The organism is Chryseobacterium endalhagicum (genome assembly GCF_016745235.1).
GTDB lineage: Bacteria > Bacteroidota > Bacteroidia > Flavobacteriales > Weeksellaceae > Chryseobacterium > Chryseobacterium endalhagicum.
Window position 1 is genome coordinate 303658 of the sequence record NZ_JAELVM010000001.1, and the last position, 20808, is coordinate 324465.

The 20808-nt window shown below is 36.2% G+C and carries 28 protein-coding genes and 1 riboswitch; of the genes, 2 read left to right on the top strand and 26 right to left on the bottom strand.

Annotated features, from left to right (window positions below; all coding sequences use genetic code 11):
• Positions 1-5: 5 nt before the first annotated feature.
• A riboswitch (FMN riboswitch) is annotated at positions 6-131 on the bottom strand.
• A gap of 159 nt (positions 132-290) precedes the next feature.
• Positions 291-1181: a helix-turn-helix domain-containing protein gene (locus JET18_RS01295; protein WP_202088665.1), complete on the bottom strand. Its 891-nt coding sequence runs from the start codon at positions 1179-1181 to the stop codon at positions 291-293.
• Between the two features lie 81 nt (positions 1182-1262).
• On the opposite strand from JET18_RS01295, the gene JET18_RS01300 reads away from it, so the two are divergent.
• Entirely contained in the window at positions 1263-2162 is a 900-nt protein-coding gene (locus JET18_RS01300) for an MBL fold metallo-hydrolase (protein WP_202088667.1), read from the top strand.
• A gap of 72 nt (positions 2163-2234) precedes the next feature.
• Here JET18_RS01300 and JET18_RS01305 read toward each other — a convergent pair whose 3' ends face one another.
• The 25 genes from JET18_RS01305 to JET18_RS01425 all read right to left on the bottom strand — a co-directional run bounded on the left by JET18_RS01305 (position 2235) and on the right by JET18_RS01425 (position 19783).
• Positions 2235-2585, bottom strand: a complete 351-nt coding sequence (locus JET18_RS01305) for a DUF2200 domain-containing protein (RefSeq protein ID WP_202088669.1) — start codon at positions 2583-2585, stop codon at positions 2235-2237.
• Positions 2586-2590: 5 nt separating this feature from the next.
• Positions 2591-3382 carry an alpha/beta fold hydrolase gene (locus tag JET18_RS01310; protein WP_202088671.1) on the bottom strand — a complete coding sequence of 264 codons (792 nt, stop codon included), beginning with the start codon at positions 3380-3382 and terminating at the stop codon, positions 2591-2593.
• A 23-nt stretch (positions 3383-3405) separates the two neighbouring features.
• Positions 3406-3954 carry a dihydrofolate reductase family protein gene (locus tag JET18_RS01315; protein WP_202088673.1) on the bottom strand — a complete coding sequence of 183 codons (549 nt, stop codon included), beginning with the start codon at positions 3952-3954 and terminating at the stop codon, positions 3406-3408.
• Positions 3955-4035: 81 nt separating this feature from the next.
• Complete coding sequence (locus JET18_RS01320) at positions 4036-5280, bottom strand: hypothetical protein (protein WP_202088675.1); 1245 nt, start codon at positions 5278-5280, stop codon at positions 4036-4038.
• A gap of 21 nt (positions 5281-5301) precedes the next feature.
• Positions 5302-6060 (bottom strand): hypothetical protein, encoded by a 759-nt coding sequence (locus tag JET18_RS01325; protein ID WP_202088676.1) that lies wholly within the window; start codon positions 6058-6060, stop codon positions 5302-5304.
• Positions 6061-6334: 274 nt separating this feature from the next.
• A complete protein-coding gene (locus tag JET18_RS01330) occupies positions 6335-6841 on the bottom strand; it encodes a hypothetical protein (protein ID WP_202088678.1) in 507 nt (168 codons plus the stop codon).
• Positions 6841-7587 carry a hypothetical protein gene (locus JET18_RS01335; RefSeq protein ID WP_202088680.1) on the bottom strand — a complete coding sequence of 249 codons (747 nt, stop codon included), beginning with the start codon at positions 7585-7587 and terminating at the stop codon, positions 6841-6843. Before JET18_RS01335 ends, JET18_RS01330 begins: the two co-directional genes overlap by 1 nt.
• Positions 7588-7605: 18 nt before the next feature.
• Positions 7606-8097 (bottom strand): tetratricopeptide repeat protein, encoded by a 492-nt coding sequence (locus JET18_RS01340; RefSeq protein ID WP_202088682.1) that lies wholly within the window; start codon positions 8095-8097, stop codon positions 7606-7608.
• A 43-nt stretch (positions 8098-8140) separates the two neighbouring features.
• Positions 8141-8659 (bottom strand): DinB family protein, encoded by a 519-nt coding sequence (locus tag JET18_RS01345; RefSeq protein WP_202088684.1) that lies wholly within the window; start codon positions 8657-8659, stop codon positions 8141-8143.
• Between the two features lie 292 nt (positions 8660-8951).
• Entirely contained in the window at positions 8952-9797 is an 846-nt protein-coding gene (locus tag JET18_RS01350; protein WP_202088686.1) for a sialate O-acetylesterase, read from the bottom strand.
• A gap of 24 nt (positions 9798-9821) precedes the next feature.
• Positions 9822-10433 (bottom strand): TetR/AcrR family transcriptional regulator, encoded by a 612-nt coding sequence (locus JET18_RS01355; RefSeq protein WP_202088688.1) that lies wholly within the window; start codon positions 10431-10433, stop codon positions 9822-9824.
• A gap of 99 nt (positions 10434-10532) precedes the next feature.
• Positions 10533-11186, bottom strand: coding sequence for a dioxygenase family protein (locus tag JET18_RS01360; protein ID WP_202088690.1), 654 nt, complete (start codon positions 11184-11186; stop codon positions 10533-10535).
• A gap of 69 nt (positions 11187-11255) precedes the next feature.
• The gene (locus JET18_RS01365) at positions 11256-12089 is read right to left on the bottom strand and encodes a LytR/AlgR family response regulator transcription factor (protein WP_202088692.1); all 834 of its coding nucleotides are present in this window, start codon (positions 12087-12089) and stop codon (positions 11256-11258) included.
• Between the two features lie 70 nt (positions 12090-12159).
• Entirely contained in the window at positions 12160-12684 is a 525-nt protein-coding gene (locus tag JET18_RS01370) for a hypothetical protein (RefSeq protein ID WP_202088694.1), read from the bottom strand.
• Between the two features lie 40 nt (positions 12685-12724).
• Positions 12725-13384 carry a DUF2461 domain-containing protein gene (locus JET18_RS01375; protein WP_202088696.1) on the bottom strand — a complete coding sequence of 220 codons (660 nt, stop codon included), beginning with the start codon at positions 13382-13384 and terminating at the stop codon, positions 12725-12727.
• A gap of 108 nt (positions 13385-13492) precedes the next feature.
• On the bottom strand, positions 13493-13717 hold the full coding sequence (locus tag JET18_RS01380; protein ID WP_202088698.1) for a hypothetical protein: 225 nt from the start codon (positions 13715-13717) through the stop codon (positions 13493-13495).
• A gap of 15 nt (positions 13718-13732) precedes the next feature.
• On the bottom strand, positions 13733-13903 hold the full coding sequence (locus JET18_RS01385) for an SMI1/KNR4 family protein (RefSeq protein WP_202088700.1): 171 nt from the start codon (positions 13901-13903) through the stop codon (positions 13733-13735).
• 10 nt (positions 13904-13913) lie between these two features.
• Positions 13914-14558: a tetratricopeptide repeat protein gene (locus tag JET18_RS01390; protein WP_202088702.1), complete on the bottom strand. Its 645-nt coding sequence runs from the start codon at positions 14556-14558 to the stop codon at positions 13914-13916.
• A 43-nt stretch (positions 14559-14601) separates the two neighbouring features.
• A complete protein-coding gene (locus JET18_RS01395) occupies positions 14602-15159 on the bottom strand; it encodes a DUF6985 domain-containing protein (protein WP_202088704.1) in 558 nt (185 codons plus the stop codon).
• Positions 15160-15217: 58 nt separating this feature from the next.
• Positions 15218-15514 carry a DUF2695 domain-containing protein gene (locus tag JET18_RS01400; protein WP_202088706.1) on the bottom strand — a complete coding sequence of 99 codons (297 nt, stop codon included), beginning with the start codon at positions 15512-15514 and terminating at the stop codon, positions 15218-15220.
• 5 nt (positions 15515-15519) lie between these two features.
• Complete coding sequence (locus JET18_RS01405; RefSeq protein WP_202088708.1) at positions 15520-16155, bottom strand: hypothetical protein; 636 nt, start codon at positions 16153-16155, stop codon at positions 15520-15522.
• Positions 16156-16282: 127 nt separating this feature from the next.
• Positions 16283-17023: a matrixin family metalloprotease gene (locus JET18_RS01410; RefSeq protein ID WP_202088716.1), complete on the bottom strand. Its 741-nt coding sequence runs from the start codon at positions 17021-17023 to the stop codon at positions 16283-16285.
• Positions 17024-17269: 246 nt separating this feature from the next.
• The gene (locus JET18_RS01415; protein WP_202088717.1) at positions 17270-17806 is read right to left on the bottom strand and encodes a hypothetical protein; all 537 of its coding nucleotides are present in this window, start codon (positions 17804-17806) and stop codon (positions 17270-17272) included.
• A 183-nt stretch (positions 17807-17989) separates the two neighbouring features.
• Entirely contained in the window at positions 17990-18922 is a 933-nt protein-coding gene (locus JET18_RS01420) for a Kelch repeat-containing protein (protein WP_202088719.1), read from the bottom strand.
• Between the two features lie 339 nt (positions 18923-19261).
• The gene (locus JET18_RS01425) at positions 19262-19783 is read right to left on the bottom strand and encodes a hypothetical protein (RefSeq protein ID WP_202088721.1); all 522 of its coding nucleotides are present in this window, start codon (positions 19781-19783) and stop codon (positions 19262-19264) included.
• Positions 19784-20486: 703 nt separating this feature from the next.
• Between JET18_RS01425 and JET18_RS01430 the strand changes: the two genes are divergently transcribed.
• Positions 20487-20729 carry a helix-turn-helix domain-containing protein gene (locus tag JET18_RS01430; RefSeq protein WP_202088723.1) on the top strand — a complete coding sequence of 81 codons (243 nt, stop codon included), beginning with the start codon at positions 20487-20489 and terminating at the stop codon, positions 20727-20729.
• Positions 20730-20808 lie beyond the last annotated feature (79 nt).

Consider the following 20808-nt stretch of genomic DNA (forward strand, 5'->3'; position numbering starts at 1 on the left):
CGTTTCATTTTCTTCTCCCATCCAGACTTTAACTGTCGGTTTTGGAATTTCACCAAATCAGTCCCTTCAGAAGAAAGGAGTCGCGGACTGTAACCGCCGGTAGGGAATTTCACCCTGCCCCGAAGAAAACTTACACTAAGTTTTACTGTATGTTCTGATTTAAAATTTTATTTCATTGATTATAGTTTAACGCACAGGCAGCAAATTTCGGGAAGTTTTTTGAATTGGGGAAGGGATTTTTGAGAGGATTTATCAATGAAAAAAGATTATCAGGGATGATGATGTATCTGTTATCCTGTATTTTGGACAGATTTTTTAAATTCTGCGGCAGTCATCCCTGTTCCCTGTTTAAAAAAGCGTGAAAAGTAAGCAGGATCTTCAAACCCCAGTTCATATCCGGCTTCTTTAATACTCAAACTGTTAACAGCCAGAAGACGCTTGGCTTCAAGCAAAAGACGTTCTTTGATAACCTGAGATGCAGACTTGTTCAGAAACTGTTTCACCAGGCTGTTCAGCTGCCGTGGAGTAATCCGTAGCTGTTCTGCATAATCCTGAACTTCATGATGAGTAGTGTACTGCTCATTCAACAGCCGTTTAAAATGCAGAAGATGCTGATGCTGTGTGCCTGTCTGGATTTCCTGCTCCTGAAAATGCTGTTTCCGGATACGGAGAATTTCCATCAGAATGATTTTTACGTAGGCAGAAATCAGAGATGAGGTTCCTGAAAGATTGTTTTTGTATTCCTGCAAAGCAAGATCTACCAGGGTTTTTAATTTATCCCATTCAGCTTCGTTGACAGGAATTACCGGATGGGTCTGAAAATGATCGAAAAGAAAGTAAGAGTACAACCTTGAATCTGTTCCATTGTCATTATTAAAGAAATCATCTTCAAACTGTATGGCAAAGCCGTGCCCGCCTTTTTTCCTGATCAGCTGATGAACCTGTTCCGGAGCAGTCAGAAATATCACAGGTCCTGAAAAAGGATAAGCTTCGAAATCAATATGATGAACACCTGAGCTGTCCTGCAATAAGAATATTTCATAATAAGTGTGCCGGTGAGGGAACTGGCGGTCGAAAATCCTGAAGCGGTCATCAAAATCTGCAATAATGATGTTTCTGCTGTGTTCTTCAAATTTTGAAAAACTCTTATTCAGCGGGTAAGTGGGAATTTTTGATTTCATGTCGAAATGTACAAGAGATGATACAATTTATCCATTTTACGGGATTTATTTCCGGTATAATTTTACATAAAAATAAGAACAATGACAAAAATTAACCGAAGAAAATGGATCAAGCAAAATACGTATGCGGCTTTAGCTCTTACCATTCCGGGATCCTTTACAGCTTCATTATACAAAAATCAGGAAATGAATACAATACATCCTATTTGTGCTACCTGCGGCGTTCAATATGAATCTGCAACTCAGAAACATTGTCCGGTTTGCGAAGATTCAAGACAATATGTGAATGCAGATGGTCAGCAATGGACTTCGCTGGCTGCCATCAATACAACGCATAAAAATATTATAGAAAAAGTAGCCCCGAACATGTATGCTATTTATACAAGTCCACGTTTTGGAATCGGGCAGCACGCTCATCTGGTGATAAGCCCCGGCGGGAATATATTGTGGGACTGCATTGCAAATCTGGATGCAACGACTATTGATATTGTCAAAAAACTAGGAGGTATAAAAGCGATTGCGATCTCTCATCCTCATTATTATTCAACGATGATGGAATGGAGTAAAGCTTTTGGTGATGTGCCTATCTACATTCATCATTCGGATGAAAAATGGGTACAGCGTAAAGGAGAGGCTGTTGAGTTTTGGACAGGTAGAGAAAAAGAGCTCTGGGACGGGATGAAGCTGGTATTGTGTGCAGGACATTTTGATGGTGCTGCCGTTTTGTATAATCCTGATCATGGCGGGCAGCTGCTTACAGGAGATATGCCGCTGGTAAGTTCGGACCGGAAAACAGTGACTTTTATGTACAGTTATCCCAATTATATTCCTTTGCCGCCGGAAGCTATTCAGTACGCAAAAGAATCTCTGGATCCTTTGAGGTACGATTCTGTGTTTGGTGCTTTTGGAACCTATATCCTTGGAAATGGTAAAAAAGCCGTTGATTTTTCAATAAGCCGATATCTGGAACAGATCAAATAATATGTATGCTCATAAAATATTAAAACCGCTCATCATGAGCGGTTTTAATATATCAATTATAGATCGGAATTTTTATGTTCTCAGTATTTTCTCCATCTTTTTTCCTTTCGCCAATTCATCAATAAGTTTGTCCAGATACCGGATATTTCTCATCAGTTCCTCTTCAATATCTTCCACACGATATCCGCAGATGACGCCTTTGATGAGTGAAACATTGGGATTGATGCGAGGAGCCTGCTCAAAAAATGTTTTAAAATCTGTTCTGTTTTCTAAAATTTCTTCCAGACTTTTTTCATCATATCCCGTTAACCAGAATATAATTTCATGAACTTCGGATTTGGTACGGCCTTTCTTTTCGGCTTTCTGAATGTAATGCGGATACACGCTGGCAAAAGCCATGGCATAGACTCTGGTGTTATTCATAGAAATTAATTTGAAGACGAGTTCAGTTCCTGAAGAATATTTTCAAGAATCCGGTTGAATTCTTCTGGATTTTCAAGCATAGGGTAGTGGCCTGTACCTGCAATTTCAGTATAATTATAATCTTTTAAATACTTTCTGTTATTCTCAATGTTAGTCGGAGAATTATCAGAATTGATGGCTCTTACCGGAACCGTCACTTTGGATGCAGCCTCTCTGAAATCTGTTTTATACAAAGGTTCCAGCAGGTCAATGGCTGTTTCCGAGGTATTTTGAAGGAATTCGTTCTGGATTTTTTGTCTTACATCGGCCGGTGTTTTTTCTGCAAAAAGATATTGGGGAAGAATATTTTCAACTGCATTTTTAAAATCACTGCGGTAATGCACGAACAGAAATTCTTCCACCTGTTCTTCTGTATAGGTTTCATCCAGATCTTTTACCGTGTCTATCAGAATAAGTGCTTTCAGATTGGAAATTTTTAAAGCAGCCTCCAATACATATGCTCCTGACATAGAATGGCCTACAAGAATAATTTCTTTGGAATCAATCTGAGAGGCTACTGCTTTGATATCATCTGCATATAATTCACTGGTCCATTTTTTTCTGGAAGTGTCAGACTGGCCGTGTCCTGCAAGATCCATCTGTACAATCTGATAGCGGTCTTTGAAATATTCCAACTGGTGATTCCACCATTCTGCATTGCCGAGCCATCCGTGTACAAACAGCAGGGCAGTATTTCCGTGGCCGTTTTGTTGATAATGTATTTTCTGTCCGTCTGAGGACTGTGTGTATTTTTCCATGTTTATTATTTCTGTGGTTTGGTTTATTTATTTTCCGGTTCGTAGATCAGCTGAACGACTCCTGATCTGAATACATTTGTGGTGATAAGCTTCAGTTTCAGCCTTTCTTTAAGATCTTCAAACAAAGGTTTTCCGCTGCCCAAAGCAACGGGATGAACTGAAATCCGGTATACATCAATAAGATCGAGCGTAATAAAGGTTTTAATAAGACCTGCTCCGCCGTACAGCCAGATGTCTTTTCCCGGTTGTTCTTTTATTTCACTTATTTTTCCAGCAATACCGGAACTGATAAATACGGCTCCGGGATCTTTTCTGGGCTGTCCTGAAAAAACATATTTATTTTTTGAGTGAATGGTTTTCCAGAATTCTGTTTCTTCCGGGGCTGCATGGTCTTCCGGCTGATAAGTTCCCCAGGCATCATAGCTTACCCTTCCGTACAGAATAGTGTCGATGCTGTCCAGAAATCCTGTGAAATTCATATCGCCATCCATGATGCACCAGTCGGTTTCTCCATTGGGACCTTCGATAAACCCGTCTAAAGTGACAGCCAGATCCAGAATTATTTTCCTCATAAATTGTAGAATAACATGGTTTAGTATCTGTAAAAATACAGAAAAACGTTCTGAAGACAGAACGTTTTATACTGATAAAATTTACCATTTCCATATTTGGGGTTCGTCTTTCCAGATCAGCAGCCTGAATTCCTCATAATGATTTCCGCTGCCTATGGTATGGGTATCTCTGAGCCCTTTGTTTAATTTTAATTTGTGTAAAATACCTGAATGTGCGGCGGCCCAAAGTGTTTCCCCATCCTCCGAAAGGGTCATTCCGGAAATGGTGGATCCTAAAAAGTATCTCCAGAGCTTATTCCCGTTTTTGTCAAAAGCCTTGATATATCCGTAAGCATCGCCCAAAATGTAATAATCTTGTGCAGCTGTGCCTGCGTACACTCTCATTTCTTCATCAATAATGGTATAGTCATCACTTTCTGTATACGCTTCGATATCCGCACCTACGAACTGATCAGAATTGATTCCTATAGTGATCCCGTTGTAGAAATGACAGGAATTGGTGATGAGCTGGCTGTCATCTTTAGCGAACAGGCAAAAATGCGGGTATGAGGACTGTGCGCCGATCGAGCCTAAAGTATTTCCTTCCGGATCTAAAATCCTGTGATCATAGCTTTGATCTCCCACTACAATGTAGGAATTATCATTGGAAAGGGCAGCGTTTTCCATATCAATGTCCGGGGTCCAGTCTTCCTCATTATCTTCATTGAGGGGATGAATCAGCTTTTCTTCTTTTTGGGAGATCAGATAGATTCCGAATGAAGTGACGAGAAGAACTTTGCTTCCATCATTGAAAGGGATCAGTTCTGTAATTCCTAATTCTACTGTTTGGTTCAATTCAAATTCATTGATGAGTTTTCCTTCCCAGCCTTGATACGTTGATATTTTACCGGGAGTTGCTATGGCAAAAACATTATTCTGTCTGGATTTTCCAACGGCCTGAATATTTTCGTCAAGTGGAGTCACCTGATCATGATCCAGCAGATACGCCTGTCTTTTTTCATAAGAAGTTCCGGTCATGAAAACAATCTTCTGATCTGAAATAAACTGAAGCTGCTCAATACTTTGAGATCTGTTTTCAAAAAGCGGGATCATAGGCGTATGGGCCGGTGGAAAAAATACCCTGAAGTTTTCCACATCTCCGTTCTGGTTGGCTGCTTTCAACAGATTAAAAACGCCTTCAGCAAGATGAGCTCTTTTATCCTCAGGTTCTTTACCTTTCCAGTTTTCCCAGCCGTTTTTTTCACCGAAATCTACCATTTCATTAATTTCTGTAGCATACTGTTCCCCTTTTGAGAACCATTCTTCCTGGATTTTAGTGTTTTGCATATTGTTAAATAGTTTAATGTATTATTTGAAATTCACCCGTTCCTCATGATAGCCGCTGATTTTACTGCTGCTTCCTTTTAAGAGCTTAGGATTGACTGTTCCCGTTTTCTCTGCCGTGAACTCAAAACTCATGATGCTCAATCTTTCGCCGGGTTTGGAGAAATTTTCTTTTTTTACGGTATAGCTTCCGGCCGGACCAATCTTTATGGTATCTGCAGCCTGTTCTACAAAGGTTTCTATATTATTTTCTTCTTTGGTATGAACTTTAACACTTCTGGAGAGATACAGAACGTTGACATCCTGAAGACCTGACCATTGTATGGAATAATCCTGGTTCAGGGGAGCTTCTTCTTTATAGATGATATTCCTGGAACTGCTGTGTTTTAATGAAGGAATATTGCCGAGAAAGAATTTTTTCCCGTTAGCCAGCTGAATCTGAAGTTCATAACTGCCGTTTTTCGGAGGAACATCTTCGGTGCGGTAATCGTAGTTTTTACTGTAATAAAGCTGCTGCATAATCCGGTATTCTGCTTTTTTACCATTGACGGATATCTTCACGGAGTCGTTTCCGAATTCCTTTCCTTTTTTATCATACAGGATCACAGAAACAGTATTGTCATTCTCATCTGTTAAACTTTGGAATACTTCAATTTCAGCTTTGATATCTGAAATATCTTTGATTTGAGATGCAGGCGCCGGTTCTGAACAGGAATTGATCAGAAACGATATACAGCATAGCAGGAGACAAAGCTTTGTTTTTACATAGCCGTGGGTTTTCATAATGTGATGTTTGGTGTGACGGAAACCGTTTCCGGAGTGTTAAATTACAAAAAGAAACAGAATGGGATATCTGAGAGCGGGCTAATTTGTAAAAAAAGTAAAATGTATTGATGTAAAATGACTGGATAGTACATTTTTAAATTATGGTATTTTCTTGGGTTTAATAATCGCAAGGCTAGACCAAGTTTTTTAATAAAATGCTCTTTAATAAGGATAAACAAAGGCATTTCATTTAAAAAAGTAAAACAAGGAGTATTTTAACGGGTTAATACAGTCAAAAATGATAATAATCTTTGAAATTTTTTCTTTCAAGGATTTTCCAGTTGCTGTTCATAAAATCCACAGAAGCGCCAGTGCTTTTTTTACTGTCAATGCTGAGTTCATAGAAATCACAGCCCCAGTCTTTATTCATCATCGTGTAATGAGGCCTGACAAGATATTTGAAGTCATAAATCTTTTTAACAGGTTCGTTTTTGATGCTTACAAACACGGTATCCGTCAGCAGAATATCATTTTTCAAGGAATAATTTCTCAGATGCCTTAAAGAATCGGAAATGGTTTCAGGGATTTTATCGCTGTACTCTTTAATGATCTGATCGCCTCTTTTTATTTTGATATGAATAGAATCTGCCTCTTTTGGAAAATATCCGAAGAAAGAAATATTAAACCCGTCAATTTGGGTTTTAGCAGAACATTCTTTTTCGATTTTGGCCAGCCTTTCTTTATCGCTTTCGCAGGAAAGTAAGAATACACCCAATAAAACAAAAAACATCGGCTTCATCAGTTTTTGAAATATTTTTCGTCGATATTTCCTTCAAATTCATTAGAAATTACATTTTTCAAACGGTATCTGAAGAGGGTTTTGATATTTCCGTTTAGCCTTGGCTGAAAAACAGTTATTATCTGTTCCGGCTTTAGTATAATGTATTGAATTCCAGTGCCGCATGTGTATCTTCTGTAATCATAGATCTTAACCCAGTTGTTGTCTTTGTCCAGAGCTTCCAGTTCCAGGGGGATGTGATTTCCAAATCCAATTATAATATCTTTATTTTCTTTATTATAAATGGTAACGGGAAATCCGTCATAATAAGTTGTTACATTGGGAATTTCTCTGGTGGGTTTTTGACCAGCATCTATTCTGTCCAATTCAGCTTCAAATTCTTCTTCTGTTATTTTTGTATAATCAGTTAAAGTGTAGCTCAATGGTGTTGTCTGGTTAATATCTACAAAGATTCTGACATTTTCGTAATCATCCTTGTACCGTCTATTCATGATATCCGTAGGGCGTTCATAATTATTTTTGAGAATTGGGTTATACCCGTAATCATCGGTATAATTTAATTCTATCAAAGGTTGTGCTTTTCCCAGGTATTGTACCGTTGAAAGGTAAAACAACAAAATATCATCTGTCTTCTCAAGCTTTTGAAGCTTAATGTTTTTGTCAGAAATTATATACGATGGTTTAATTTCCGACTGTCCTCTGCAAACAAAAGAAAAGGCAATAAATAATACGTAAAATATTTTCATGAATTAATGCAAGGATTTTTATGGTAAAAGTTTCTTCGAATAATTATATACCGATTTATTATACCTCGGCAAATGAGCAGACAATGCTTGAAGAACCAAAGATAAAGCCTCCTTATCACAATCCATAGAAGAAAGTGACAGTGCGAGAAAAGCATTGACGGCATCATCCAGTTCATCGGAATAATTTTCTTTTTCTTCCCTGAGAATCTGAATGCTTTCATGTATTTTCCCGTTATTCCGCAAAGTGCTGGCCAGCTGTATTCTTGCTCTTCTCCTTCGTAATCCTGTAAGTCCTGACTCTAAAGCTGATCTGTAAAGCGGTTCTGCACTTTTTTCAAAACCTGTTGAATCATAGGCGCAGGCTTTTTCAAAATTTGAGATGGCAGGTTGATTATCCGAAATCTTACTTGTGTGTACCTTTATTTTCTCAATAAACGCATCATTGGAAAGTGTTCCCAATTGATCCCAGATTATTTTTAATTCATTTTCCCAAATTTCGAAATCAGTCATTTTTTATTTTGTTTAGCATTTTCAACAGGCCGATAGTTTTCTGCTAAGCCTCAGATTTCACTTCCGAATCTTTGAAGACATTCCAGAAATTATAATCCGTCATAGGAGCATCTGTGATCCCTACATTTCTTCCCATAGTAACAATCTGCCCTCTGTGATAAGCTCCGTGAACCACAACATGCTGGATGTATTCATATTTGGAAAAATCACACTGGAACCATGGAGATTCAACCTTCACATTTTGGGCTAGATCTTCTTCAGACAGGCCTTCCACATATTCCATTAACTTCCTTGAATTGTCTTTTATGCCGTTAAAAATTTCATCTTTGCTCACGGCAGCTGAGATTCGTCCAAAATCAAAATCACTATTTTCTCCAATATAACTCCACCAGTATTCCTGGGTCTGCCAGATATGGTGCAGAGTCGTTAAGATCGTCGGGAAACTGGAAATAACCTCCTGATTAAGCTGTTCATCGGACTTTGTAGAAAGCCAGTCGATATACTTACTCACAACCCAATGGTTGTACTGAACAGTGTGCGTGATTAATGTTTTTAAATTCATGATAATATTTTGTTTTTATGAGTTTGGTGTTATAAAAATAAGTAAAATACTGATTGAATTTTGAATTTTGAATGGTGAATGGTGAATTTTGCTTCGCAAGTGAAATGTAAATTTAAGAGTCAAGAATCAAGAGCCAAGAACCAAGAGGCAAGATGTTAGATTTCAGACTGATATTAAGAATATTATTTGACTATCCTGCCACTCAAGTCCTTCAAGCCCCGGAAATACGCATCCCGAAACGCTCCAACTCTCCAACACTCTAACCCTACGACTCTCAACCCCGCATCCCGTATCAGGTAAGTTTTGCTAACTGAGTCTGAAATTCATCTGCAGCTATAGTTCCCATCGCCCATTGATACTGAAGTAATTCGTATTGTTCATTTTTTGTCAATGGCTTCTGATGAATCGTTTCTATGATCTGATCCTCATCCGGTAATGCTTCCAAAATATCAGTTTTTTGCTGGAATGCTTTAAAATATCTGATTCCGAATTTTCTCTGGGAAACAGCATTGAAGTGAATCTTGTCAGGATTAGCCGTTAAGCCTTTAGCAGATACAAAATAACAGTGATGATGATCTTTTGCAAATTGGATCAGTGCTGCATTCACTTCATGATGTTCATTAAAATACTGACAGTAGATACCGTCCTGTAAAAAATCTCCTAATCCTCCAATGATGACCGGAAGGTCCGGAGCATTCAATTCTTCCCTCAAAGTTTTTATAATGATAGCGAGCTTTTCTTTATAAGTCAGATGCTTTTTTCCGTTGCTGTCACTTTCTCCCTGATGCCACAGAATTCCACTCAAAACGCTGATTTTTTGTGCAGCTTTTGCCTGTAGGACGGCATTTTGAAATAATGGACCTTCCACCGACCAGTCATCCAGACTTGTACCGCCATCCGCACACGGAATTAATGCAATATCATCTTTCTGATTAAGGAATAAACGCCATGAAGAAGCAAAACTAGCCGCCAGACTGATCCCGGAAGTGGAACGGTCATCATTAACCGGTTCTGTCATCATCTGCCATCTTCCGTTTCTCAGCATTTTAATCTTTTCGTCATAAATAGGAGGGACTTGGTTAAGAAACCCGCGACCTGCCATATTGGATTGGCCGATCATTAAAAATGAGTGTATCATTGTACGTATTGATTATTCTGTTCTTTATTTTTTTAGTGCTTTGCAGACTTTGTTGAAGGTCACCCATACCATTTCGTCTGTCAGAACAAAAGGTAATCCGTTGATATTTCTTCCCTGCTGATGAAAGCGCAATAAGTTGTGTAGGGGAGCAAAAGCAATGGACCAGAAAATTTCAAATGGCAATTCATCAATTTCTCCACGCTGCACTGCATTGGAGATAAAATGTAAAAGATTGTTTTTGAATTCGCTCATAAACGTTCCCGGCTTTTCATTAAACATTTTAATAAACAGCTGGCTGTAATGAGAATTGTTAATCTGTTCAAAGAAGGGCAGCACCAGAGGATTTTTGAGGGCATATTGGTATCTGTTCGTCCATTGTACACGCATTCCTTCTTCGAAAGCAGAAGCCGGATCGAACCCCTCATTGATTTCAGCTTCCATTTTGTTTCCTTCTTCAATAACCAGTTTCAGGATGAGATCATCTTTATCTTTATAATACACATAAGGCGTCCCTACAGAGATATTACAGGCTTTCGCCAGTTTATTGATCGTAAAGCCATCCAATCCATCTTTTACAATGATTTCAATAGCTTTCTCTTTTATATTGTTTTCTTTGTTAAGATCCCGGTTTCGCATATTTCTTATTATCAATTGATTATAATTAAATGAATGTTCATTTCATTATAAATGCAAATGTATATTATTTTCAGATCACTACAAAAAATAGGATTCAGATTATTTTTTAGGATAGCCGGGAATGTTAAGGCCAAGAATAATATTGTGCTTTGTTATCTGAATATTACCTTTAGTCAAAGGATTTACAATACCGCTTCCGCCACGGTTTTCCTGAGGATATTTTTTGAAATAGGGAATAAGAAGTTGATCATCTTCAAAATTAATTTCATCAGTGTAATATTCATTGGCAACATCAGGTTCTTTTACGGAGAGGTGAATGTGTGCAGGAAGTGTTTGATCAGGATAAGGTGCGGGCCGTATTGTTTTAATCGTATATTTTCCTGCCGCATCTGTTTTTACCCATCCGCGGATATGCCCGTGACGTTCTGCCCGTTTATCCATTCCTTTTTTTGGGGAATAATAACCGTTATTGTCGGTTTGCCAGTAATAGATAATAACATTGGGTGCAGGTGTTTTTCCGTTACGTTGAAATACAGTTCCTGAGACGATTAATTTCTGACCTTTTTCATTCCAGCCGGGGCTTGTATCTTCGGAACGAATTTCTTTGGGCATTCCCACGTACATGATTTCACAGCCGTCGCAGCCACCGCCGACCATTTTGGTATTTACTTCTTTTTCGGAGGTCTGTCCGTTGCAGCTTACGAATCCTAAACAAGGAATCAGCATTATGATGTATACAATCAATGTTTTCATAGTTTAAAACTTTTTGCAAAGTTTATCACATAAATCATTGATTTTCAAATTGAATATGCTAAGATGAGTTTATTTTGAGGTAAGATGAAGGTTTTCCAGTTTTGATCTGAAATCTTTTGCATAGTTGCGGCTAACTCTCAGGACTGTATCGTCTGAAAGTGTAATATCATAATCCCCATTTTGTCGGGATTGGTAAGAAATGATGTGATGAATATTCACCATATGAGATTTGTGAATCCGGACAAACTGATCACTGTTTAATTGTGTTTCCAATGATTTTAAAGTGTCATTGTGAAGATATTTTTTGGATCGGTGATGAATATTGATGTAGGGCGGATTTGCAGAAAAATATAAAACATCACAGACTTCTATGATTATTTTTTTATGATTCACGTCCGATACCACCATCGAAGTTATGGTATTCTGTTTTGTCGTTTCTTCAGAAACCGGTAGATAAGTCTGTATTTTATTCTTTGAAATGCTAAATATGATAAAAGACAAACTGTAGATAAGTACGGTTTTAATCAGGTAAGCTGTTATTCCGAAGCTAAAAGTCTGTTCATAAGGAAAAATGTGATCATACATGGTTTTTGAAAGCAACCATATGAAAAAAGGGTAGGCTATCAAATGTACGACAATAGCTGAACTAACGATCAAAAAGCCAGAGGAAAGCTTTTTTGTTTTTTGAATCAGATAAAACTGAACACACAGCAATGGTGCAAACAGAAGCCAGAAAGAACTAAAAAGAAGTGATTCTGAGAAATAAAAAGAACTGCTTTGTAGTCGGGTAAATACATAATCTAAATAAATGTTCACCATCATCAATACAGCAAGACCGCAGGCCAGAAAGAAAAACAGTTTCCGCCAGTCTTTAACAAAATAATATAGCTGCTGAATGGTCATTTTGATATCTGGTTATCAGATGGTTGTGTTCTGTAAATTTATTGATTTTTTACTTCATACTAGCTGTACTTTAAGAAGAATAATCTTCGCGAACATACAATTTAGTTTTTTTAAGCCCAAAATTATTAACCTTAATCGTCTGGTTATTTAATTCCCAGGTAGGAAGATGATGGTAAAGCTTATCTGTTAATTTTTCAATTCCGGGTGTGAGATTACTGTCAAGCTCATAATTTTTTTTATCGGTAATAATTTCCAGACCGGTTTGCCTCGTATGATCTAAAACAGGTATGCTGTAAGAATATACTGAAGCAATTTCTTCCCATTTTACAAATTCAGTTGAATTTTTTTGTTTAATGTAAAAGCCATTATCCGCAAATTGAAATATTCCGTCATCTTCAAGTAAATGATCCATTTCTTTTTCAACCGATTCATAATTATCTGTATCATTTTGGAAATAGATTTTTGCTATTGAAAAAACGATAGCAATAAAGCAGAGAAAAATAATCAGATAAGATATTTCTGTACTATCAAAAACAGGATAGTTAAAGAAAATAATAACTAAAATAGTGATACTTATTAAGATTATTTTTTTCATGGTTAGTTTTATTAAGGATAGTCAACTAAAACCTTGAGAATTAATATAAAGCCTCCCCATTTAAATCCGTGGTCAGCACTTCACTCATATAATCAAAGAAAGGGCGCATGGCCAGTAAAGTTAACACGGCTTCTTTTTGGAAACCTGGCGCGAAAACTTCCTTATCTGTGAATTTGCGCATTACGACAAATTGTTTCTTCCGGATTAAATCAATGGCAGGATGGTCTTTATCAAAACCTCTGGGCGCTGTTTTTACGCCATCTCCTTTGAGCTCTTCAAAGTATTTTACAAAGGTGGGGTCAGAAGTAATTTTATCAATTTCTGTTGTATTAAGTTCAAATTCTTTACGGATACGAAGTAAATCTTTGGCATCAGGTGCCCAGAATCCGCCGCCTACAAAACTGTTACCGGGTTCCAGATGAATATAATATCCTCCTCTCAGCATCGGTTTTGAGCGGGAATAGCCAACCCCGAAATTGTTTTTATACGGCGTAGGGTCCTTGGAAAAGCGGACATCCCTGTAGATCCTGAAAATATGGATGCCTTTTAACTGATCATATTCCTGAAGTTCGTTATAAATCTGGGTGAAAAAAACTTTGTTGTCTTTTACAATGGAATCAAATTCCGGTTTGTGCTGGGTAAACCATTCACGGGTGTTGTTTTTTTGTAGCTGGGTAAGGAATTCAAAGGCTTTTTTCATGATGGGATAGGAGAGTTGATTAAAAGTGGATGTTTATTTTTTCAAGTTTTTGCTGGTGGGAGTCTCGCTCGTCCCTGATTGGTATTTTCAAAATTAGAAATATTTATATCAATACAGAATATCAGCATCCAAATTTATAAGAAATATAGCTTCAGAAAAAGTATCTGCGATTAATTCAGTTGCCGCACCGCTATTTTTAAAAACTCCTTTTTTCCCTTTTACAAATCCAATATGATGTGAATTGATCAAATAGTCTGCAAATACAATGAAGCTCTTATCATTTTCGTTATGATATTCTTCCAGAATTCTTGCCAGCGGCCACATGGAAAACATATTTTTTGTCCAGTCCTAATCTGCAAAACCGTCCATTTTTAAATAAAATTCTTTACAATCATCAGGAAACTGAAAATCAATAATTTCTTCAGTTGTTTTAATGGATTCTGTAGTTGCAGGCGGGCTAAGTTTTATATTTTCACTTGTCCACTGATTGATGATTGTGTTAATACAAATAGAAGGCATTTTACGAACTTTATTTTGTTCTTTTCAAATCCATTTCTGAATATAACTTATACTGTATATTTCCTGTGTTGTTATATACTTTATCATACAAAACTTTTGCTTCTTGGTATTTTCCTAATTCATCATAAAGTAATCCTAACATATAAGTAGCTTCCATTTGATCGGGTTCATTTCTGAGAATTTCTTTGTACATCTTTTCAGCTTCTTCAGTTTTGTTATTGGCAAAATACCAATTTGCCATTTCCTGATAATCAATTAAAAGTTTCGTATCATTAAATTTCTTTTTTAAAGAATCAATAGTTATTTCTTTATAATCATTTCTGAACTTGTCCATCCCTATTTTTTTTAAATCAGTCATGTGCATAAAGAAAGGCTCACAATTATTTATTAACCTGACCATAAAATCTTTCATAAAATCATCTTTATTTTTATAGCCAATAGTTTTATGATAGTTTTCAAGATCTTTCTTAAGTTTTGACATTACTTCAGAAGAACAAGTATTAAATGTTTCATCAGTGTAATTTGTTTTTCCAGATAAACAATTACAAAATTCTGTATCAAGTTTTTGTAAAAAATCCTGAGCTCCAATTTTAAAAGATATTGAAATGGAGAACAAAACTCCCAAAATTATTATTTTCTTATTGAATAATCCCATAACGTGTTTTCAGATGATTGATGTACTATTTTAAGGTTATCCGCTAATTAAATTTTGACAGTAATTCATCTTCACTGTCAGGTGTATCGTACGCATCTGCTTCTGTTATATGACCGTCCTGGCTGCTTATCCTGGTTAACTGCTTTCCCTGTCTGAAAACAAACTGAAGTCCGTGTTCCTGCTCCCAGTCACATTCGCAGACAATTTGAACGTAAATATTTTCATCTCTTCTCTGTCGCCTGGAGACATAAATTTCAGTCGGCTGGACAAAATTCCAGATCTCCTGAGGATTTTTAATCTTCCATAAAGGTTCATCATCTTCGTCATATCCTACAGCTTCTAAAAAGTCCATGCAGTTTTTGTAAGCAAGCTCAGAGATTGAGTTTCTGTCATCAACGGTAAGTTTCAGGAAATTTTCCAGCGCCTGATCAGCTTCTTCAATAAAAGCAGTATCGTGCTCAGGTTCAAAGTCCATGAATGTGATAGTTAGCTTTTCATTATCCATGAACGGAATTTCAATCTCAGTACTTTTCCACCAATCGGAAAAGCTTTCATCCTGTTTCAAAGATCCAATTGTTTTTGAAATAATTTCTTTACTCATATATTAATTGTGTTTGGTATTAAGCTTTGATTGTGCTCTTTTTTGCTTTGAAGATATTTTAATGTTCAAATTTCTCTTCAACATTCGCTAAAATCTCACAGTCACAATATCCTCCGTTTTCAGCGAGCCAACTTAAAACATGTTCCATATTCAGGATTTTATTTTTCTTCAAAAACGCTGCTGTTAATGTATTGGTATCATCACAGTCCATTTTTCCCAATTGATGATCAAGATCGTCAAACAATTTTTCAAAAACGTTTCTGTCCATGGGAAGGCTGTTTTCAAATTCTTCGTCCTGCTTTTTTCTCAGTTCATTCCGGAGCTGCTTTCTGCGTTCTTTTTCGCTTGGGTTCATATTAATTATTGTGTATTGTCCGTTATTAGTTTATTGTTTTTAAATAATAACAACTCTGTTTGGTTTAAGGTTTTATAATTAAAATTAATTTCCTTCCAAATACCAATTAATTTTTCTTTTGCCACATTATTGTTTGAAACAATTACAATGTGTTTTTCAAATTTCCATTCAGGTTTTATACTCAGATCGCATTCGTTATTTATTCTTCTTAGACCGGTTAATATTGATAATCGATCAACGTCATCAGTATTTACATAATTCCGGCGAAGAATATTTGTTTTAATTTTTTCAATTAGTGATTTTGTATAAGCGATATCTTCTTTTTCTTCTTCTCCTTGATCAAATAAACTCATTAGATAATTGTGATCTCGTATACTTTCTTTGCTTTCGTCTGTTTCGGAAAGTTGACAGATTTCTTCACTGAACCATTCTGCAGATCCCATAACCCTGTACTCATCTTTAAGTTTATCGTAGATGACTGGCCTGCAACCAATCAAATGACCTCTCTCATCATCAGTATCATATGTTTTATGTTTCCAAAAGAATATGATCATGTCTTTTGTATCAAAATATTGACGAACTTCAAAGTCGGGGCCTATTTCTTTTTCAATGAGTTTTTGAACGTAATCTAAATCAACCATGGTCTACCTTTAATTTCAAAATTAGATGGTATTGAAATTTTATACAATATAATATTTTACTGAATAAAAACCGCCCTTAAAAAAGAGCGGTTTAGTGTTATTGCAAAATTTTACATGCTTAATAATTCTACTGTTTCACATGATAGGGCTTAAACAGTTTTATTGGAGTTCTGTTTATTTGAGTGATTTTCTTACTCCATACCAAGCGATATAGTTCTTTAAGATCAGATTTGTCCCTAACTGTTAAAGTTGATTTATCACCGTAATTCATAATACTGAAGGGATCATCGTTTTTTCCGAAAGCTTCACTTCTCCATTCTTTCTCTTCAATTTGCGCAAAAAAATGCCTAAGTCCAAAAATGTGACCCATTTCATGAATAATTGTCTCTACCTGTTCTTTATAGGATTGAGTAAATAATTTAGGGTATATAACCAAAGTGTCCTGACCTTGCTTCGGGAAAAAGGCAGATGCTAAAACGCAACTGCTTCCATTACACCTGTCGGGTAAAACTGTAATTTCAAAGTCCCAAAGATCATCATTCTCAGAAAACTTCACAGGACAGGCATCTTCCCATGATAAAATTGCATCACTAAAGAGTTTTCTTATTCCTTCTTTAGCCAGCTCAGGTTTTGCAAAAAAAGTATCCATTGATTTGTCAAACCTCCAGTTTAAAGTGACGTTTTCCTCCCAAAGAGGAATGAAACCTTCTGAGGCATTAACAAAAATTTCTGTAAGACTTTTTTTGTAAGCCTTGTGATCAGTAATGCATAATGTATGATTTCCGTAAATGTGCAATCTGTCTTCAGATGGTAAGAAGTTTTGGGTTTGAAGCTCAAAAGGGTTAGAGCTGATTTCTAAATTGTCCATGATATGTAATTGGTTTTTAGTTTTACAATAATATTGCAGGCTGCTTTTATTGTAAAAGTAAAATATGTTTTGTACCGGGTCAATTACCCATTTGTGTAATTTTTATTCCGGAAAAATTTGGCGTAAAAAAACCGCCATTAAGAACTGGCGGTTTTGTATTATTTGAAATTACTGAGTTGTTTTGAATGAATTGGACAGGAGCAGGATGCTCGCGTCAGCGGGGTTCATCTTATTTGACATAATTTTTTATCGTCTGATTTGCTTATCGTAATATTTTTGTGTCTTATTATACCATAGTGAAAATCCAGCAACCATCAATCCACACCCTATCAATAATAATATGAGTATAGGGATGAATGTATATACCTTAATATTTTCGTGATTTTTCTTCAGATTATTCTCGGTGTGAAAGGCTTTGTCACCCAATAGTAAATTATCCAATTCAAATTCTTTCAGTTTTTCATAATCTCGTTCAAAATCCTCTTTGTTATTTATTTTGGAATACTCCGGTTCAGTTATTTTTAAGGTATTTTCTATGCCATAATTGATTTTTATTTTTATTCGAAGCATTTCAATTTTCTCGTCCAGAATTATTCTTTTCGAATCATTCTGAGATTTTTCCAAAAGAATTTTTGAATGATTTATATTACTGTTTACAATGCTGTTCTCAAAGGATTGTTGATTATTTACGAAAATATAAATAGCTAGTGCGAAAATGGCCAATCCAAAGATGGATATGAATTTGTACAGATTGTCAGTGGGGATGTCCGGAGTCTTAAACATGATGGTTAGTTGTATTAAATAAACGAAGTTTTGAGAGTATATTTATAAAGAATGATTCTATTGCACAAAGTACGGAGGCTTTATGAAACTGGAAAGATATTTATTCATTCTCTTTAAAATAGTTTGGGAGCTGAAACTCCAGATGCATTGGTATAGGCCTTTGTTTTAGATATTTGATCTTCATTAGTTGCCATTTGCAGAAAGTACACTTTCGCTAATATCTGCCACTTGTATGCTTTTAATGGCTGAGCTGGTGAGAGACGTTGTACTTCCGCCGATGATGTATAATTTATTGTTGTATACTTCCGCTGCGGCGTGTCTTCTGGGAATCATATTGGATGATAACTGATGTAATTTATGGGTTGTTGTATCAAAATAGGCCAGAAAAGATTGATTATTAAAACCGCCTACAATAAAAATCTTATGACCGGATACAGCTAATGCGTGTCCGGATATACCAACAGGCATTGTGTACTTATCGATCCAACGATTAGTGTTGAGGTCGTAAACATTGATCAGACGGGAAGGGGTCCCGTTAAAACCACCAATGACATAAAGTTTATCATTAACAATTTTGCCTTTTGCTTCTCTGGCTGTGGGCATATTGGGTAACGGATTCCAGGTATCTGAAGCGATATCATAGTATTGGAATTTATTAGAAAATACGGTGGTTGCAGCACCATTTAATCCGCTGCCCCCAAATACATATATTCTGCCATTATGGATTGCTGAACCTGAATTTCCTGTATAGGAACGATTAACAGTCCCTTTCGTTATTGTATTGCTGGCAAGGTCTACAATTTCAAGATGGCTGTTTCCCCAACCGTTAAAAATATAAATTTTATTATCGTAAGTCTCCGAATTAGCAAATCTTTTGGGAAGCAGCGTAGAATTGAAAATACTCCAGCTGTTATTGGTCATATTATATTTTTCAACATATTTTGCATCACTAGCTTTTTCCTGATACCCATTGCTTACATAGATATCATCATTCACGATGACACTGGCTGTGGCACCTCTGCCTGCAGACATATTGGCAAGATTTTTAAAATGAAGTGTTTGTGCATGAATTGACAATGAGCTCAAAAGTAAAAGGAATAATAATTTTGTTTTCAATGATGTTAAGATTTAGTGTTTGGTTTTATTTCTGTTAAGAATTCGATAAATTTAAGCATTGTGCAAATATTAAATATATATAAAATGTATTAATCCTATATACTTCTATTGAAGTTACATAGCCTTGTGTTATCCTGTTTCTCATCAATCACAACGTGCAGGAGTCTCAAACACCTATATTTGTCATAAAACAACTTTTACTTTCGTTAAAAACATCTGTGTTTCTCATAAAATAAACTGTACGGAAGTCTTCTGCAGATTGCGGGAAACCAATGGAGGGCTCGGGTAGGGGGAAACAATAATGGTTGTAACTAAATACGGTAGCTTAACCTAATGATATTACTTCGCTTTCCTTTCAAGAATAAGATACGCTGCATCCAGCATTTTAGTCAGGTGAATATAGGGACTTACAATATTTCTTTCCGGGAGATTGTCATACATTCCGAGTGATAAATAAACCATCCCGGACATAAAATAATCAAATTCCTGTATGCTGTATTCTTTGAATGCTTTTTTAAAGACCAGCAGAGGGTTTTGGTATTCCTTCTCAGAAAGTAAGCCGAGAACCAGCGGAGAGATATTTTCCGACTGAGTATTGGCGGTCCATTTGTTTTTCTTTAGGGTGATGAGATAGCCTGCACGGATAAACGACTGCATAGACTGGCGAAAGTGAAAGATGACGGACGGATCTTCCCTGATCCAGCTATTTCTTTTTACAGCATAATTCATAATGCTGTTTAATCTTTTTTTAGAGGCAGCCAGGTCATTGAACTGAAAATAGGTCTCCATCAGCTGTTCTGGGGAGTATTTCTTATCAACGGCCGAAAACGGGCATTGGAAGTCTGTTCTGGTTTTTTTCATGAGTTTGTATTTTTTTGGTGGTGAAAATAATGTGTTCTTTTTTTACAGTATTTTTTTAAACCATTAAGATCTTTTAAGTGATTAAGAACCATTAAGATCATAGCTGAAGCTATGGATGAAGCTGGCTGATTACTCCATCTTTGATGGAGCTTAACTTATCTTATTATCTTCATTTTCCTTAATGGTTTAATTTTTTGTCATGTTTTTTATTGGCTGTAAAGGAGGAAGTCCCGACCATGAGCCTGAACTTCCTGCCCAAACAAACCAAAAATAATATGAAAGAATTTGTGTTTTTCTGAAAGCCCTAAGGCCGCAATGGATTGTACACCCCATTGTAACATGTCATGATACTGTATGTGGTAAAGCAGGCTTAGAAAAGATGATTGTAGAAAAGCAGAACGGCATGAAAATAAAAACGGCATGAGACTCTACAATATCTGTAATAGGGGTACTGGTATACCTTGAGACAGATAAGAGAGCCCACGCCTAGGTCGTGAGCTTCATTACTTATCTTCTTGTCTCTTAAAAATTACCAGTTTTTCTATTACAAGATTCTAAGCAATAGCTTCTATATTTCGTTGAAGTATCGCAAAATTACTCTAATGAGTAATCTTTTCCAAATATAAGAAATTTTCATTTTGTTACAAGAACTTGTAACAAAATTTGTGAAAAAAATTACGCCCTTTGTATAAAGGACTAATAAATGGAGGTTTTACAAGATGACATATTAAAAAGATTTGGAGAACATGTCAAAGATTTAAGACTTAAATCTGGGCTTACACAAGATGATGTCGTTCTAAATAGTTCCAAAATTACTAAAGGTACAGTAAGCGATATAGAAAATGGAAAAAGAAACTTTGCATTTACTACATTAATTGATTTGGCTAGAGGTCTAAATGTATCGCCTAAAGATTTATTGGACTTTAAAATTGATGAGAAGTCCTAGATTTGTCCTTAACTAGAATATAATAATAAAACAAGCTCCGAAGTCTTCAGACTTCGGAGCTTGTTTTTAAATGGGTTGT

Coding starts and splice junctions, on each gene's coding strand:
- JET18_RS01295 (WP_202088665.1), bottom strand. CDS start 1,181: ATGAAATCAAAAATTCCCACTTACCCGCTGAATAAGAGTTTTTCAAAA.
- JET18_RS01300 (WP_202088667.1), top strand. CDS start 1,263: ATGACAAAAATTAACCGAAGAAAATGGATCAAGCAAAATACGTATGCG.
- JET18_RS01305 (WP_202088669.1), bottom strand. CDS start 2,585: ATGAATAACACCAGAGTCTATGCCATGGCTTTTGCCAGCGTGTATCCG.
- JET18_RS01310 (WP_202088671.1), bottom strand. CDS start 3,382: ATGGAAAAATACACACAGTCCTCAGACGGACAGAAAATACATTATCAA.
- JET18_RS01315 (WP_202088673.1), bottom strand. CDS start 3,954: ATGAGGAAAATAATTCTGGATCTGGCTGTCACTTTAGACGGGTTTATC.
- JET18_RS01320 (WP_202088675.1), bottom strand. CDS start 5,280: ATGCAAAACACTAAAATCCAGGAAGAATGGTTCTCAAAAGGGGAACAG.
- JET18_RS01325 (WP_202088676.1), bottom strand. CDS start 6,060: ATGAAAACCCACGGCTATGTAAAAACAAAGCTTTGTCTCCTGCTATGC.
- JET18_RS01330 (WP_202088678.1), bottom strand. CDS start 6,841: ATGAAGCCGATGTTTTTTGTTTTATTGGGTGTATTCTTACTTTCCTGC.
- JET18_RS01335 (WP_202088680.1), bottom strand. CDS start 7,587: ATGAAAATATTTTACGTATTATTTATTGCCTTTTCTTTTGTTTGCAGA.
- JET18_RS01340 (WP_202088682.1), bottom strand. CDS start 8,097: ATGACTGATTTCGAAATTTGGGAAAATGAATTAAAAATAATCTGGGAT.
- JET18_RS01345 (WP_202088684.1), bottom strand. CDS start 8,659: ATGAATTTAAAAACATTAATCACGCACACTGTTCAGTACAACCATTGG.
- JET18_RS01350 (WP_202088686.1), bottom strand. CDS start 9,797: ATGATACACTCATTTTTAATGATCGGCCAATCCAATATGGCAGGTCGC.
- JET18_RS01355 (WP_202088688.1), bottom strand. CDS start 10,433: ATGCGAAACCGGGATCTTAACAAAGAAAACAATATAAAAGAGAAAGCT.
- JET18_RS01360 (WP_202088690.1), bottom strand. CDS start 11,186: ATGAAAACATTGATTGTATACATCATAATGCTGATTCCTTGTTTAGGA.
- JET18_RS01365 (WP_202088692.1), bottom strand. CDS start 12,089: ATGACCATTCAGCAGCTATATTATTTTGTTAAAGACTGGCGGAAACTG.
- JET18_RS01370 (WP_202088694.1), bottom strand. CDS start 12,684: ATGAAAAAAATAATCTTAATAAGTATCACTATTTTAGTTATTATTTTC.
- JET18_RS01375 (WP_202088696.1), bottom strand. CDS start 13,384: ATGAAAAAAGCCTTTGAATTCCTTACCCAGCTACAAAAAAACAACACC.
- JET18_RS01380 (WP_202088698.1), bottom strand. CDS start 13,717: ATGTTTTCCATGTGGCCGCTGGCAAGAATTCTGGAAGAATATCATAAC.
- JET18_RS01385 (WP_202088700.1), bottom strand. CDS start 13,903: ATGCCTTCTATTTGTATTAACACAATCATCAATCAGTGGACAAGTGAA.
- JET18_RS01390 (WP_202088702.1), bottom strand. CDS start 14,558: ATGGGATTATTCAATAAGAAAATAATAATTTTGGGAGTTTTGTTCTCC.
- JET18_RS01395 (WP_202088704.1), bottom strand. CDS start 15,159: ATGAGTAAAGAAATTATTTCAAAAACAATTGGATCTTTGAAACAGGAT.
- JET18_RS01400 (WP_202088706.1), bottom strand. CDS start 15,514: ATGAACCCAAGCGAAAAAGAACGCAGAAAGCAGCTCCGGAATGAACTG.
- JET18_RS01405 (WP_202088708.1), bottom strand. CDS start 16,155: ATGGTTGATTTAGATTACGTTCAAAAACTCATTGAAAAAGAAATAGGC.
- JET18_RS01410 (WP_202088716.1), bottom strand. CDS start 17,023: ATGGACAATTTAGAAATCAGCTCTAACCCTTTTGAGCTTCAAACCCAA.
- JET18_RS01415 (WP_202088717.1), bottom strand. CDS start 17,806: ATGTTTAAGACTCCGGACATCCCCACTGACAATCTGTACAAATTCATA.
- JET18_RS01425 (WP_202088721.1), bottom strand. CDS start 19,783: ATGAAAAAAACCAGAACAGACTTCCAATGCCCGTTTTCGGCCGTTGAT.
- JET18_RS01430 (WP_202088723.1), top strand. CDS start 20,487: ATGGAGGTTTTACAAGATGACATATTAAAAAGATTTGGAGAACATGTC.